The following is a 15,516-nucleotide window of genomic DNA, read 5'->3' on the forward strand; positions in this document are numbered from 1 at the left end:
GGTGAGCCGCGCCGGCCGGCGCGGTTCACCCTGGCATCGCGAACAGGGTTATCAGGCGCTCGCAGCGGGATGCGTTTCCTTCTCGCGTTCAGCGAGCCACGCGCGCCATCCGCCGGTGTGCGTGATGTCGATGGCATCGTCGAGACCTTGTGATTCGCAGATGAAACCCGTTTCCCAACTGCCGTCCGCGAGTTCGACCTTGCCGAGTCCGAGCGGTGCGGCAATGCCGGTCAGGAACGAGCCGAGTTCAGCGCTTGACAGGTCCCAGACTTCGACTGCGATCGCGGCGCCTTCCTTGTCGACGCGCACCATGCCCGGCCGTGCGATGCTGCCGCCGGCCAGCGCGTAGAGACGGTAGTGCGGCGCGCTCAGCGTCGCTTCGACGAGGCGCGCACCGCGGCGCTTCAGTTGCCCATTGAGCGGCAGACCATCGAGGTGCGCGCCGCACACCACCACGCGCGTACGGTCATGACGTGCAACACCCACAGGCGCATCGAGGTCGCACGAGACGCCGCCGACGAGTGGCAGTTTGAGCGTGCGTTGCAGGTCGTCGGCGACGCTGAGCAGGTACTGGTCGGTGAACGCGCGACCGAACAGCGTGATGCCCCACGGCAGACCGTTCTTCATGAACCCGATGGGCGCGGCAACGGCTGCGTAGTCGAGCAGGTTCATGAAGTTGGTGTAATAGCCCAGCAGCGAATTTGCGCCGATCGGGTCGCGCTCCAGTTCGGCGAGCGTCACCGGGCGCGGGAACGACGGCGTCAGCACCAAGTCGACGGTTGCGAGCACCGCGTCGCAGGTCTTCTTGAGCGCCTGCAGACGGTACTGCGCACGGAATGCATCGACGGCGGTCGCGCCGGGCGCTTTCGCCAGTACGTCGCGAATCACGGGCAGCACGGCGTCGGGTTGCGTTTCCACCAGTTCGCCCGCGACGCTATAGCGCTCCGCGACCCACGGTCCTTCGTACAGCAGCTTCGCGGCCTCGACGAACGGCGCGAAGTCGATCTCGACGGCCTCGCCGCCCATCGCTTCGAGCGTCGAACGCGCGTACGCGAACAGCGCCGGGCTTTCGTCGCAGCCGGCGAATTCGGGATCGCGCGGCACGCCGAAACGGAAGCGCGCGATCTTGCCGAACGCCGCGCCGTCATTCCATTGCGGATTGGCGCGGCTATAGGCGTCGGCGGGGTCTTCCTGCGCGGTTAGCGCGAGCAGCTCGCTGGCTTCGCGCGCGGTCGCGGTGAGGAACGTCACGCAGTCGAGCGTGCGGCACGCGGGCACGACACCTGACGTCGAAAGCAACCCCTTTGTGCCCTTCAGGCCGACGAGGTTGTTCAGCGCGGCGGGCACGCGTCCCGACCCGGCGGTGTCGGTGCCGAGCGCAAAGCTCGCGACGCCGAGCGCCACGGCCAGCGACGATCCCGAACTCGATCCGCCTGACGGATATTCCGGCAACACGCTGTTGCGGCATTTACCGTAAGGCGAGCGCGTGCCGTTCAGGCCGGTCGCGAACTGGTCGAGATTGGTCTTGCCGAGCGGCACCGCGCCGAGCGCGATCAACTGCTCGACGAGCTTCGCGGAGGCGGCCGGCGTGTACGCAAATGCAGGGCACGCGGCCGTCGTAGGAATGCCGGCGAGATCGATGTTGTCCTTGATCGCGAACGGAATGCCATAGAGCGGCAACGATTCGATGTCGCGTGTTTCGAGCGCGGCGAAGTACGGTTCGAGTTCCGCGTCGCTCAGCAGATGAATGAACAGGTGATAGTCCGCGTTCAATGCGGCGGCGCGCTCGCGCAGCTCGCCGATCAACTGGCGCGGCGTCTTCTGTCCTGCGCGGTACGCCGCGCGCAGCGTCGGCAGACGCATATCGAAGGAAGGCATGCCGGCTCCTGTTTCCGGGTTCGTTTGTGTGCTCATGGTCACGGCTTCAAGGTTCATCCGCGCCCGATCACCACGACGCGCTGGCCTGCACGTACCGGCGAGCCAGGTGCGACGTATACCTCGTCGATGACGCCCGCGCACGGTGCCGTGACCGAGATTTCCATTTTCATCGATTCAATAATCAGCAGCACGTCGCCGGTCGCGACTGTCTGGCCCGGGTTCACGTGCACCTGCCAGAGGTTGCCCGCGATCTCGCTGTCGACGGCGATCTGATGGTCTTCGAGCGGCGTGGTATCCGCGTCGTCGGCGACAGGCGGTTCCAGCGTTTCTTCCGCGCTCCCCGCTTCGTGCCAGCGTTGACGTTCTGCCTGAAACGCCGCCTGCTGACGCGTGCGGAATGCGTCGATCTCGCCCGCTTCGCGATCGAGAAATCCCTGATAGTCCGCGAGCGACAGTTCCGTCTCTTCGATCTTCAGGGGATAACGGCCGAGCGGAAAGTCGGCGCGAATCTGCAGCAGTTCACCGGCAGGGACTTCGTAGAAACGGATCTGGTCGAAGAAGCGCAGCAGATAGGGGCGTCCCGCAAAATCCGCGGTCTTGCGGAAGCGATTCCACATCTGCAGCGTGCGGCCGACGAACTGATAGCCGCCCGGACCTTCCATGCCATACACGCACAGATAGGCGCCGCCGATGCCGACCGAATTTTCCGCCGTCCACGTGCGTGCCGGGTTGTACTTGGTCGTCACGAGCCGGTGGCGCGGATCGAGCGGCGTCGCGACCGGCGCGCCGAGATAGACGTCGCCGAGACCCATCACGAGATAGCTCGCATCGAAGACGATGTTCTTCACGGCATCGATCGAATCGAGATCGTTGATGCGGCGGATGAACTCCAGATTGCTCGGGCACCACGGCGCATCCTTGCGCACGGTCGTCATGTATTTGTCGATGGCGAGCTGGCACGCCGGATCGTCCCACGACAGCGGCAGATGCACGACGCGCGACGGCACGCGCAGATCCTGTTGCAGCAGCACGCGTTGCCATGTGCTTTCGACGGTCGCCAGCAGCTTTGCGAGCGGCAGGCGTTCGGGCTGATAGTGAATCTGCAGCGAACGGATGCCGGGTGTCAGGTCGATCACGCCATCGAGGTCGAGCGCTTCGAGCGATTGCATCAGCGCGTGGCCGCGAAAACGCAGCACGAGGTCGAGTTCGGCCGGTCCGATTTCGAGCAGCAGATGCGTGTCGCCTGAAAGACGCGCGACGAGACGTTCGCGTTCAGCGCCGATGTCGAGGACGATCGGCGAATCCAGCGTGGGTGTTTCGTTCGCGTGCGTTACCGTGAGCGGCGTCGCATCGGCATGGGCTTCCAGCGTCGCGGTTTCGTGATTGCGTGCGACTGCGGCGGCGCGTGCCATTGTGATATCGACGGGAACGAAGCGCACCTTGTCGCCGGCTTTGAGCTGACCGATTTGCCAGAGGTCGGCTTCGATGATCGTCACGGGGCACACGAAGCCGCCAAGGCTCGGACCATCGGGCCCAAGAATCACAGGCATATCGCCGGTGAAATCGATCGCGCCCACCGCGTAGGGGTTGTCGTGAATGTTCGACGGATGCAGACCCGCTTCGCCGCCATCCTGACGGGTCCATTCCGGCTTCGGGCCGATCAGGCGCACGCCCGTGCGGCTCGAGTTGAAGTGGATCTCCCATTCGGTCGCGAGGAAGCGCTCGATGTACGGCACGCTGAAGTATTCGGGCGCACCGTGCGGGCCGTAGATCACGCGCAGGACGCGCACGTTTTCCAGTTGCGGGGTGAGCGTTGAAGGCAACGTTGCGCCCGCGCTCTGATCTGCAAGCGGCTGAAGGTGCAGCACGTCCCCGGCACGCAACGCGCGGCCGCCGTGTCCGCCGAACTGGCCGAGCGTGAATGTGCTGCGGCTGCCGAGATATTGCGCAACATCGAGCCCGCCGCGCACGCACAGATACGCGCGCGCCCCAGCGCCCCGGATCGTGCCGAGCGTGAGCGTTGTTCCTGCCGCGATGAACAGCGTCGTGTTCATCGGCTGCGCGATGTCATCGGTCGTGACAGGTAGCGTCGCGCCTGTGATGGCGATCACCGCATCCGTGTTGAAGCGCAACGTCGGCCCGCTCATCGTGATTTCGAGCGCGGCGGCTTGAGCGTCGTTGCCCAGCAGACGATTGCCGAGACGCAACGCGCGGTCGTCCATCGGACCCGACGGCGGAATACCGACTGCCCAATAGCCGAGACGCCCTGGGTAATCCTGCGCGGTCGTCTGTGTGCCGCCGCTCAGCACTTCGAACGTAGCGGCGTGATAGCGCAGGCCTTCCAGGCAACGCGTCCACGGTTCGCCGCTGGCGAACGGCGTGTCATCGAGAATCTGGCGCAGATAGCCGCGATTCGTTTCGACACCGTAAAGCCGCGTTGCACGCAAAGCTTCACCCAGCGCGTGACGTGCTTCATCGCGCGTTGGCGACCAGGCGATCAGCTTCGCGAGCATCGGATCGAAATACGGCGGCACCTCGCAACCGGCTTCGATCCACGTATCGATACGCAAAGCACGACCATCGGCCTCAGGAAATGCGACGTCGGTCAGTAGACCCGGACTCGGCTTGAAATCGCGGCCCGGATCTTCGGCGTAAAGACGCGCCTGGATCGCATGACCCGACGGCCGCAGATCGCGCGCGAGCATGTCGAGCGGCGCGAGCGTGCCGGCGGCCAGTTCGATCATCCATCGCACAAGGTCGACGCCCCAGACCTGTTCTGTCACGCCGTGTTCGACCTGAAGGCGCGTATTCACTTCAAGGAAATAGAAACGCTGCGCGAGGCTGTCGTACACAAACTCGACCGTGCCTGCCGAGCGATAGCTGACGGCCCGCGCGAGCTTGATCGCCGCGTCGCACAGTTCGTCGGCCATGCCTTCGGGCAGATTCGGTGCGGGCGTTTCTTCGAGCACTTTCTGGTTGCGTCGCTGCACAGAGCAGTCGCGCACGCCGAGCGCAATCGCGTGACCTTTGCCGTCGCCGAAAACCTGCACTTCGAGGTGACGCGCGCGCTCGATGTACTTTTCGAGGAACACGCCCGCGTCGCTGAAATTGTTCTGGCCGAGTCGCTTCACGACTTCGAACTGCGATGTCAGTTCGTCCGCCGAGCGGCACACGCGCATGCCGATGCCGCCGCCGCCCGCCGTGCTCTTCAGCATCACCGGGTAGCCGATGCGTTCCGCCGCGCTCAATGCCACTGCGATATCGTCGAGGAGGCCGGTGCCTTCGAGCATCGGCACGCCCTGTTCGCCGGCGATTGCGCGGGCCGTGTGCTTCAGGCCAAAAGCGCGCAACTGGTCAGGCGTCGGTCCGATGAACGCGATCCCGGCCGCTTCGCACGCCTCCGCAAACGCCGCGTTTTCCGACAGAAAGCCGTAGCCCGGATGAATCGCCTGAACACCTTCGGCGCGCGCGATACCGAGGATCTTGCCGACGTCGAGATACGTGGCGCCAGCCGCGCCTTCGCCGAGCCCGTGCGCAACGGTGGCTTCGATGACGTGACGGCTCGCGCGATCGGCTTCGCTATAGACGGCGACGCCCGCCACTTCGAGTTCGCGCAGTGTGCGCAGAATGCGGCAGGCGATGGCGCCGCGATTGGCGATGAGAACTTTCTCGAACATGAGAGGACGTGTCAGACATGGGCGGGTCGTCCCGCCACGTGGGCATGCATGCCGTGGTCGTCCGCGGCATGTCAGCGGTGCTGCGTTTAGCGCTTCGGCGAAGTGCGCTGCATCGGGAAAAGACGTTCCGCGCGCGCCTTCAGCATCGCGTAAAGCCAGTCACGCAAGGTCTTCAGTTCCATATCAGCAGCTCTGCGGGCGTCGGGTTGTACGCGTTACACGGGTTATTCAGCTGCGGACAGTTCGAGATCAGCACGATCACGTCCATCTCCGCGCGCATCTCCACGTACTTGCCCGGTGCGGAAATGCCATCTTCGAACGTGAGGCCGCCGCTTGCGGTGACCGGCACGTTCATGAAGAAATTGACGTTCGCGCTGATGTCGGTCTTCGACAGACGGCCGTCGTGTGCGCATGCGCGCAGGTAGTTATCGCGGCAGCTGTGCATGTAGCGCTTTTCGAGCGCATAGCGGACGGTGTTGCTTTCCTGCGCGCAGGCGCCGCCGAGCGTGTCGTGACGGCCGCAGGTATCCGCCACGATTGTCAGCATCGGATTGCCGAGGTTCGAATAGAGCACGGTGCTGGTCGTCAGATACAGGCTCTGCTGGCGACGCAGCGTGCGTTGCGCGTCGTAGCGTTCGCGCGGATCAGCGAGACTGTAGAACAGCGTATCGACAGCCTGATTGCCTTCGAGGTCGTGGATGCGCAGGGTCTGGCCGGCTTTGACTTCCTTGAGCCACGGTTCGCCGGCGGCGAGCGTTTCGCGGTAGACCGCTTCAGCGGGATTCTTTGTGCTTTCGGTGAGCGTTGTCGTCATCTGGCGTGCTCCGGTCAGAGGAAGAAGCGTTCGGTATTGATGAAGCCACGGCCGTTTTCGTCGCACGATGTGCGGCAGATTTCTGCGACCTGCGGGTCGGCTGCGCTGAGCGCCAGCTTGACCGGCTTCGGCGCGTATTCCGGATTCGGATCGAGCGGATGCTGGATCGCCGTCAGCACGACCAGCGTGTTCATCGGCGCGTACAGCTCGACGTAGTCGCCCGCTTTCGAATTGCCGGGAACGAAGCTCAATGCGCCTCTATCGGTGACGTCGACGCGGCTAAAGAGATTCAACGTCATCAGCAGATCGGAGAGGCCTAAACCCCATTTGCCGAGTTCGACCAGCAGGTTGTCGGTGCCATTGCGGAAGAACGCGTTGCGCAGTTCCTGATAGCGCCCCGTGCCGTATTTCTCGTGCACCTCTTCGGCATTCGAGATGCCTGCGAGCGTGTCATGCCAGCCGCACGTATCCGCGACGATCGCTGCAAGCACGCGGCCCATGTCGGAGTACAGGCAGTGACCTTTGGTGAGCTTTGCGGTGTGCTGGCACTTGAGCGTGTCGGGCAGGTTCAGGCGTTCGCTCTTCTCAGCAGCGTTGACCATCATCACGCTGACATTGGCGCCGCCGCGCAGATCGGTGATGCGCAGCAGCTGCCCACGCCTGACGATCAGCGACGTGTGGCCGCCGCCGGGCATGGTTTCTTCGAGTAGCAGATCCATGTTGAGTGTTCCTTATGCCGCGAGCACATCGACGCGCGATGCGCCTTCGACGACGGCCTTCGCCAGATGAAGCGCCGACGCCGAATCGCGGTTGTGTTCAAGCGGAATGTTGTAGGTGATACGCGCGCCGTACGCGCCGGGCGCCTGCGGATCGACGCGCACCTTGTCGAACACCAGCACGCGGCTGCCGAGCGCGAAGCCTTCCTTCAGGTCGTGCGTCACCATGAAAATCGTCAGGCCAGTTTCGCGCCAGAGCTTCAGCAGCAGATCCTGCATGTCCTTGCGAATGCCCGGATCGAGTGCGCCGAACGGCTCGTCGAGCAGCAGCACGCGCGGCTTCATCACCAGCGCCTGTGCAATCGCGAGACGTTGCTGCATGCCGCCGGACAGTTGATGCGGATACTTGTCGAGCGCGGCGCCAAGACCGACGCGTTCGAGCATCGAAACGGCTTCGTCCTGCGCCGCGCGGCGGCGCGCACCGAACAGACGCCCGGTGAACTTCGCATGCGGCAGCTCAAGGCCGAGCAGCACGTTGCGCATCACGCTGAGGTGATCGAACACCGAATAGCGCTGGAACACGACGCCGCGATGCGCATCCGGTTCACCAGGCAGCGGCTCGCCATCGAGCAGGATCTCGCCGCGTGTCACGCGTTCCTGTCCAAGCAGCAGACGCAGAAACGTCGATTTGCCGCATCCCGATGCACCGACCATCGAGCAGAATTCGCCCTGTTCGATCTTCAGGTTCAGACGCTCCAGCACGACCTGGTCGCCGTACTCTTTCCAGACGTTGCGGACTTCGATCATCGCGAACCTCCGCCGTACCACGGGAATGCCGCCTTCGTCAGACGACGCAGCGCTTCATCCATCAGCCACGCGAGCAGCGTGATCCACATGACATAAGGCAGGATCACGTCCATCGCCAGATAGCGGCGCACGAGGAAGATGCGATAGCCGAGGCCATCGGTCGAAGCGATTGCTTCCGCCGCGATGAGGAAGAGCCAGGCTGAGCACAATGAAAGCCTCAACGCGACCAGCAGACGCGGCAGCAACTGCGGCACGATCACGCGCAACATCAGCGTCCAGCTCGTGGCGCCGAGTGTTTGTGCCTTCACCCACAGCTCGTTCGGGATTTCGCGGGCGCGCTGCTGAAGATCGCGGATCATCATCGGCGTGATGCCGATCACGATCAGCACGACCTTCGACAGTTCATCCAGCCCAAACACGATGAAGAGAATCGGCAGCACCGCGAGTGGCGGAATCATCGATATCACCGTGATGAACGGCGACAGCGTGGCCGTGACGAGCGGAATGCTGCCCGTCAGGATGCCCGCCACCAGCGCGATCACAGCGCTCACGAAGAGGCCGATGCCGAGGCGTCGCAGGCTGGAGGCCGTATCGGCCCACAGCAGATGTTCGCCCGTGCGTTTGTCCTCGGTGAAGGCGAACTGTTTGACGGCGTCGGTCATCTGCGTGGCGCTCGGCAGCAGCTTGTCTTCAGGATTCGCCGCAAGCCGCAGCGACGAACCCGTGAAGTACACCGCGACCAGCACGATGAACGGCATGAGCAGCAGCATGAGCGCGCCGCTTCGGCTCGGGTGTCGGTTGATGAGTCGCATGGTGCGCCGTCTTTTCAGGTGGATCGTGGAGATCGTGGGTTTAGAGCTTGCCGTCCGCGGCCATGCGGACGTAGGTCGGATCGAAGCGCAGCTTCACGTTGCTCTTGCTGCCGACGATCACACCTTTGTCGAACGCCATGCCGACGGCATCCGGGTTCGGTGCGCCCTGACCGAGCAGACCGTGATCGAACGAGAACTTCGCGACGCGTGTCATCGTTTGCGGCAAGGTCGGGCTGGTTGCGAAAGCGAGCGCGTCCTTCGGCGTGTAGAAGAGCGCGGTCGTAGCCAGCTGGCCCTTGAAGCCGGCGAGATCGGTGCCCGAAGCCTTCGCCATCGACGTCAATGCGGCCGTGCTGTTCGCGTTGTTCGCCTTCATCAGCGCGAGCATTTCGAACCATGCGCCCGTGAGCGCCTTGCCGAGTGCCGGGTTATCCGCGAGCGTCTTTGTGTTGACCACCATCATGTCCATGATCTCGCCCGGGATCTTCGTGGAATCGAAGACTTCACTGACGTTCGGCTGCGCCTTCAGGTCGGCCAGCATCGGATTCCACGTGACGGCCTGCTTGACGGTCGGCGTCGCAAACGCCGCGGAGATGTCGGCGTCCGAGGTGTTGACGGTCTTGACGTCGCGTTCGCTCATGCCGGCGGATTCAAGCGCGCGGGCGAGCAGGTAATGCGACACGGAGAGTTCGACCAGGTTGATCGACTGACCCTTCAGGTCGGTGATCTTCTTGCCCTTGCCCTTGATGAGCACGCCGTCGTTGCCGTTGGAATAGTCGCTGACGATGAGCGCGGTCGAATCGACGCCGCCTGTAGCGGGAATCGTCAGCGCGTCCATATTGGTCATCGCGCAGCCGTCGAACTTGCCGGCGGTGTACTGATTGATCGATTCGACGTAATCGTTGAGCTGGACGACATCGACGTTGATGCCGTATTTCTTCGCCCACTTCGATACGATGCCCTGGGTTTTGGCTTCGCCCCACGGCATCCAGCCCGCGTAGATGGTCCAGCAGACCTTGAAGTCGGTTTTCCCGGCGGCGAATGCGGGGGTGGAGGCGAGAATGGAGAGAGCGGTGACAGCAGAGGCGAAAAGGCGGAGCTTGCGCATGGGGTTGACCTCGCAGGACGGTTTATCGACGGCAGGAGCGGCGCGACTCATCGCGTTCTCTCCCGGGCTTTTATCCCGCCGTGTAACCTCGCCTGAGGTCGACAACTCTCGGACCAGCGTCTGCGTGCAGTTAAGCGATGCAGACCGGAACCCTAGTCGTCCATTGCAAATTGTGACTACGTGCTAAACCGGATAGTGCGCCGGCTCCCGTGCATCGTACTAAGCGATAAGCGTGCCATGCCGGCGAGCCTTACGCCGTCGTGGATTGCGGTCGAGGTATGCACGAAGATGAAGCCTCAGCGGCATCGGCTCACGCCGCGATGCACGATTTGTGTGCATGCACAACGATCAACATGTCCTTACGGAGGTTGCAGCGATGGCACTCAATCGATTCAACGCGTACCCGTTTGCGTTTGCGTTTGCGTTTGCGCTGGCGATCTGCGTCGCGATACCCGCGCACGCACAGACGCAGACAGCGCCCGCAAATATCGCCAGCCTCTCGCAGGCGGAACAGAACCGGCAGGTTGTGCTCGCGTTCCAGGAGCAGTTCTTCAATCAGCACGACCTGAGCGCCGCGGACCGCTTCGTCGCTGAAAACTATGTGCAGCACAATCCGACCGTACCGGACGGTCGCAAGGCGCTTGTCGAAGTGTTCACGAAGGTGTTCGAGCGAAACCCGCAGGCGCGTTCTGATGTCGTCCGCTCCGCTGTGGATGGCGACCTCGTCTACGTGCATTTGCATTCCACACTGAATCCGTCTGATCGCGGTCGTGCGATCGTGAACATCTATCGCGTGACCAACGGAAAAATCACCGAGCATTGGGATGTGATTCAACTCATCCCGGAGCAGTCGGCGAATTCGAACACGATGTTTTGAACGACGACCAGAACGGAGCGTGCAGGCCGCGCCGCATTTGCTGCGGACCGAATCGATGAACCTGGTCGATGCTCAACGCATCAAACAGGTACCTGTCCCCCACATTTCACCTTTTTTCGGCGAATTGACTGACGCGTTCCCATGTGAAGATCAGGACGGCCGGTTTGAGCGCCACGCACTTTCGCGCGGCGTATGGCCGCTCAACAGGCTGACGATATCGATCGATCAGCCGCGCTTGACCCCTCGCAAGGAACTTCGTCGTGAAAGTCTCTACTTTTCTCGCGGCGTCGATGCTTGTCTGGCAGGGTTGTCTGCCAGCCGTATCGCACGCGCAATCCCAACTCAACGCCACCACGTCCTGGATCGGCAACAGCTTCGGCTTTGGCGACGGTAAATGGATGCAGCAGGACATCGAGGCGATCAGCGTCGCGCCCGATGGCACCGTGTACACCAACGCACCGTGGGACGAAAGCGGCAGCGAAATCGGCGCTTACCGTGCGGGCGACAAGATCGCTGTTGGCGGAAACACGCACGGCTGGGGCAACGCGGGCGGCGACGCGATCGCGACCAATCACACGTACCTGTACGCGGCCATGTCGATAGCCAACGGGAACAACGGGCTCGTCGGCGCGGACTTCCCGCCACGAGACCAGACGTGGTTCGGCATCACGCGACGCCTGCTTGCGAACATCGCAGTCGGCGCGCCGTTCGCGGGCGGCATCGGCAACAGCGCGAACGCGACGAAGAACAGCTTCATGCTGCTCCGCGCGGCCGCCGCTGGCGCCGATGCAGGCATTCGCGGCATGGCTGCAACCGATACCGAACTGTATGTGGCCGATACATACGGCAACCAGATCGTCGTGTTCGATGCACAGACGATGCAGCGATTGCGCTCGTGGAGCGTGCCGACGCCTGGCGGCATCGCGATCGATACCGATTCGACGGTGTGGGTGATCCAGGGTTACCTGTCGTCGAGCGGTGCTTCTGTTGCGCATTATTCGGCGAATGGCGCGGCGCTATCAGGCACGCTTCTATTGCCCGCATCGACATTGCCGACCGCCATCACGATCTCGCCATCCGGCCAGATTCTTGTCGCCGATAACGGGCCTTCTCAACAGATCCTTGCCTTCAACAAGATCGCCAACGGACAGACGCAGCAGGCCACATCGATCGGCACGCGCTCGGGCATTTTCCACGCGACAAAGGGTGCTGCAGGCGACATGCGTTTTAACGGCGTCACCGGCATTGGATACGACAGTTCAGGCAATCTCTACGTCGCGCAAAACAACTTTGGCCCGCGTCCATTCGGCTCGGGTTATACCGGCGACGGCGCGGTGCTCGAAAGTTACCGGGCGGGCACGCGTTCGGTGAACTGGCGGTTGTATGGTTTGCTGTTCGTCGATGGCGGCGCTTTCGATCCGGCATCGCCCGATCAGGTCTACAGCGGCTCGAAACATTTCGCGCTCGACTACAGCCGCGGCCCGGGACAGGAATGGTCGTACAAGGCGTTCACGATGAGCCGCTTCGACTATCCCGACGACCCCGCGCTGCATCTTCCGCGCAACGTGCGCGGCGAGCCGATGCTGCGGCGGATCAACGGCAATCTATATCTGTTCACGCTCGATATGGGCGCGCACTACCTGAACGTCTATCGTTTCGATCCGGCGAAGCAGGGTGAGATCGCGATACCTGCCGGGCTGTTCGCGCAGAATCCGGTGCCGGGTACATGGCCCGCCGGCCAGCCGACCTACGGCGAATGGATGTGGCGCGACACGAACGGCAACGGTCGCGTGGATGCGAGCGAAATCACCGGCAATCCATCGACGGGCAGCACGGTCGGCAACGGCTTCTACTGGGTCGATACGCCGGGCAATGTCTGGCAGGCGACGCCGGGCAGCGGCATCCGCGAAATGCCGTTGCAGGGCTTCGATGCGGTCGGCAATCCGGTTTATACGTATGCGTCGTCGAAGATGTTTCCGATGCCGCAGCCGTTCAACCGCATCGCGCGCATCGTCTATATCGCAGAGACGGACACGATGTACATTTCCGGCTTCACGGCCGCGACGCCGTGGGACAGCACGCACTGGAAAGAAGCCGGCCCGGTGCTCGCGCGCTACGACAACTGGAGTTCCGGCACGCCCTCGATGCAGTACACGATCGCGTTGCCCTGGAGCACGCAAACCTCGCCGCAGGTTACGCCGGTGGGCGTCGCGGTGGCGGGCAACTATGTGTTCGTCGCCGAGCTCTATACGCCGAAGATCGATGTGTACGACGCGCGCACCGGGCAGGCGGTCGGCTACCTGTCGCCGGGCGCGAGCGTGGGCAGCACGTCGGGCTGGGTCGATGTGTATCTCGGCGTGAGCGCCGTGCAGCGCGCGAACGGGGAATACGTCGTGCTCGTCGAAGATGACGCGCGCGCGAAAATCCTGATGTATCGCTGGGCGCCCTGATGCTCAGGTCGCGCCGAATGGACGACCGCGCACGATCGGTATATAACAGCATGAAAGATCTATCACGGGTCCTTCAACAGGGAGCGATGACCATCATGACGCGTGAAGTACCGGACAAGCAGGAAACAGACGAGCGGCCTGACCTGGAGCATCTCGACGCAGCGGTCAGCCACGTCGATCATCTGGTGTCGACCGGCGGTATCGCGGTGGGTGCCGCAAAGGGCATTCTGTACAGCCTGATCGAAACGCTCGGCGCCTTTGTCGGTGACCCGGATCTGCCCGAGCATGCGCGCTCGGGCTACGAAGGGCTGCTCGAAACCGCGCGCGAACTGCGCGCAAAGCTCGAACGCTAGCCGCGTGCGACGTGTGCCGGTCGATCGGACCGGCGCCGCTCGTGTGTGTTCGCGTGCGTTCGTGTGCTTTCGTGTGTGCTGGCGGCCGGCGCGATGCCGGCCGTTCTGTCTTCTGGCGGCAGCGTTGAATGGTTCTGGTCGCGCGACAGACAATCTATGTTAAAAAGTCGCACCGCATCTGTCTGACTTCGCTCCCCATGTTTTCTGTTTCCGAAGCCGTACTTCTCGCACTCGGTATCGCCGTCGTGCTCATTACGCCAGGTCCGACGAATACGTTGCTCGCCGCAGCCGGTTTGCGACAGGGCGTCCGTCGTTCCGTGCCGTTGATCGGCGCGGAACTCGCCGGCTACGTCGTGTCGATTTCGGTGTGGGGGCACTTTCTCGCGCAGGCTTCGCACGCGTGGCCGTGGCTGCCTTCAGTGTTGCGCGTCGCGAGCGGACTCTACATCGCCTGGCTCGCCGTCAACATGTGGAAGGCGGCGGTTGCGCTGCCCACTTCGACGCAGGCTGCCACCGGTCTGCACACGCTGTTTGTCGCGACGCTGCTCAATCCCAAGGGGTTGTTGTTCGCGGGCACGATCTTTCCGGCCGTCGCGTTCACCAACGGCGAGGCGTATCTGCTGGCGATGGCGGTCTTCGTCAGCCTGCTCGTGCCGGCCGCGTTCGCGTGGATCTCGTTCGGCGCGGCGCTTGGCAACGGCAAACTCGCGTGGATCAATCCGTCGAAAGTGCAGCGCGGCGCGTCGATTGTGCTCGGCGTGTTTTCGCTGTCGCTGGCGTGGGCGGCGTTTCACTGAGTGTGCGTTTTTTCGCTTCGTCCCTGAACGCGGCGAGCACTTCCTTAGGCCCCGACGTGATCCGTAATTCAGGCGTGCCGTGCCAGTCGGCGCAACGCTGCAACGCGCGACGCAGATCGTCCGTCAGCCGGCCACTCAACCGCACGCCGGGTTCGAGATGAAACGATTTCAGCTCGAACACACCCTCCGTGCGATGCGCCTTTGCATCCACACGACCCACGAGCTTTCCGCGGCTTAGCAAGGGCAGCACGAAGTACCCGTATTTGCGTTTTGCAGCGGGCGTGTAGCACTCGATCGCGTAGTCGAAATCGAACAGCGCAGCCGCGCGTTTGCGATCCCACACGACCGGATCGAAGGGCGAGAGCACGGTGGTCACCGTCGAAGCGAGCTTGCCGGTCATGGCATCGTCAATCATCGGCGCGAATTCGCGATGCACGAACGTGTCCTGCTTCCAGCCGTCGACCTGCACGCGTACCAGTTCGCCTTCGTCGGCGAGCGCGTTGAGTGCATCGACATAAGGACGACGTGGCAGCCGGTAATAATCCGCGACCCAGTCCGCCCGCGCGATGCCGAGCGCGCGACAGCTACGCAACAGCAACTCACGCGCGACAGCCTCGACCGGTTGCAGATCGCGTGCGTCGTCCCAGCCGGGCAGCACGCGCTCGGCCAGATCGTAGATGCGATGGAAATTGTGTCGCGCGGACACCATCAACTGGCCGGTCGCGAACAGCACTTCGAGATGGCGCTTCTCGGGTTTCCAGTCCCACCAGCCGTTACCTTTGCCGCCTTCGCGCGCAAAATCGGCCGCGCGCACGGCGCCGTTTTGCCGGATGTGCTCGAGGAGACTGTCGATATCGGCGCGATATTTGCCGTGCCAGTCGGCGGCGTATTTCCAGCCCATGCCGACCGGGTCCAGCATGCGATGCCGCAGCAGACCGTAGTCTTCGATCGGCACGAAACACGCCTCGTGCGACCAGTATTCGAACAGCTTGCCTTCGGCGAGATACGCGTCGAGCCAGGCCGGCTCGTACGCGCCGATCCGGCTGAACAGCACGAGATATGGGCTGCGCGCGACGACATGAATCGTGTCGATCTGCAGTTGCCCCATCTGGCGGATGGCGGTCAGCACGTCCGCCTTCGCCGCCTTGCGGCGCGGCGGAGCGAGCAGACCTTGTGCGGCCAGATGAAGCGTGCGGGCAGCGGAAAGCGGGACGGTCTTCAAAGAGG

General features: G+C 63.1%; 12 protein-coding genes and 1 riboswitch. Of the genes, 4 read left to right on the top strand and 8 right to left on the bottom strand.

Annotation, left to right across the window (positions count from 1 at the left end; genetic code table 11):
• Positions 1 to 51: 51 nt before the first annotated feature.
• The 7 genes from atzF to P3T16_RS25315 form a co-directional block, all read right to left on the bottom strand.
• Complete coding sequence (gene atzF, locus P3T16_RS25285) at positions 52 to 1,878, bottom strand: allophanate hydrolase (protein ID WP_429344365.1); 1,827 nt, start codon at positions 1,876 to 1,878, stop codon at positions 52 to 54.
• A 53-nt stretch (positions 1,879 to 1,931) separates the two neighbouring features.
• The gene (uca, locus tag P3T16_RS25290) at positions 1,932 to 5,555 is read right to left on the bottom strand and encodes an urea carboxylase (protein WP_429344366.1); all 3,624 of its coding nucleotides are present in this window, start codon (positions 5,553 to 5,555) and stop codon (positions 1,932 to 1,934) included.
• A 172-nt stretch (positions 5,556 to 5,727) separates the two neighbouring features.
• Positions 5,728 to 6,369: an urea amidolyase associated protein UAAP2 gene (locus tag P3T16_RS25295; RefSeq protein ID WP_429344367.1), complete on the bottom strand. Its 642-nt coding sequence runs from the start codon at positions 6,367 to 6,369 to the stop codon at positions 5,728 to 5,730.
• A 14-nt stretch (positions 6,370 to 6,383) separates the two neighbouring features.
• Complete coding sequence (locus tag P3T16_RS25300) at positions 6,384 to 7,088, bottom strand: urea amidolyase associated protein UAAP1 (RefSeq protein WP_429344368.1); 705 nt, start codon at positions 7,086 to 7,088, stop codon at positions 6,384 to 6,386.
• A 12-nt stretch (positions 7,089 to 7,100) separates the two neighbouring features.
• Positions 7,101 to 7,892, bottom strand: coding sequence for an ABC transporter ATP-binding protein (locus P3T16_RS25305; protein ID WP_429253910.1), 792 nt, complete (start codon positions 7,890 to 7,892; stop codon positions 7,101 to 7,103).
• Complete coding sequence (locus P3T16_RS25310; RefSeq protein ID WP_429344369.1) at positions 7,889 to 8,704, bottom strand: ABC transporter permease; 816 nt, start codon at positions 8,702 to 8,704, stop codon at positions 7,889 to 7,891. Before P3T16_RS25310 ends, P3T16_RS25305 begins: the two co-directional genes overlap by 4 nt.
• Positions 8,705 to 8,744: 40 nt before the next feature.
• Positions 8,745 to 9,812 (bottom strand): putative urea ABC transporter substrate-binding protein, encoded by a 1,068-nt coding sequence (locus P3T16_RS25315; RefSeq protein WP_429253912.1) that lies wholly within the window; start codon positions 9,810 to 9,812, stop codon positions 8,745 to 8,747.
• A gap of 57 nt (positions 9,813 to 9,869) precedes the next feature.
• Positions 9,870 to 9,979, bottom strand: a riboswitch (guanidine-I (ykkC/yxkD leader).
• Positions 9,980 to 10,188: 209 nt separating this feature from the next.
• On the opposite strand from P3T16_RS25315, the gene P3T16_RS25320 reads away from it, so the two are divergent.
• From P3T16_RS25320 to P3T16_RS25335, 4 genes are all read left to right on the top strand, one after another.
• Entirely contained in the window at positions 10,189 to 10,689 is a 501-nt protein-coding gene (locus P3T16_RS25320) for a nuclear transport factor 2 family protein (RefSeq protein ID WP_429344370.1), read from the top strand.
• A 290-nt stretch (positions 10,690 to 10,979) separates the two neighbouring features.
• Positions 10,980 to 13,139 carry a hypothetical protein gene (locus tag P3T16_RS25325; protein WP_429344449.1) on the top strand — a complete coding sequence of 720 codons (2,160 nt, stop codon included), beginning with the start codon at positions 10,980 to 10,982 and terminating at the stop codon, positions 13,137 to 13,139.
• 95 nt (positions 13,140 to 13,234) lie between these two features.
• Entirely contained in the window at positions 13,235 to 13,492 is a 258-nt protein-coding gene (locus P3T16_RS25330; protein ID WP_429254495.1) for a hypothetical protein, read from the top strand.
• A gap of 197 nt (positions 13,493 to 13,689) precedes the next feature.
• The gene (locus tag P3T16_RS25335; RefSeq protein ID WP_429344371.1) at positions 13,690 to 14,289 is read left to right on the top strand and encodes a LysE family translocator; all 600 of its coding nucleotides are present in this window, start codon (positions 13,690 to 13,692) and stop codon (positions 14,287 to 14,289) included.
• Here the strand turns inward: P3T16_RS25335 and P3T16_RS25340 are convergent.
• Positions 14,207 to 15,511 carry a winged helix-turn-helix domain-containing protein gene (locus P3T16_RS25340; protein WP_429344372.1) on the bottom strand — a complete coding sequence of 435 codons (1,305 nt, stop codon included), beginning with the start codon at positions 15,509 to 15,511 and terminating at the stop codon, positions 14,207 to 14,209. The two genes, P3T16_RS25335 and P3T16_RS25340, sit on opposite strands and share 83 nt — an antisense overlap.
• Between the last annotated feature and the right edge of the window lie 5 nt (positions 15,512 to 15,516).

Source organism: Paraburkholderia sp. GAS42 (assembly GCF_050436565.1).
In the GTDB taxonomy this organism is placed as follows: Bacteria; Pseudomonadota; Gammaproteobacteria; order Burkholderiales; family Burkholderiaceae; genus Paraburkholderia.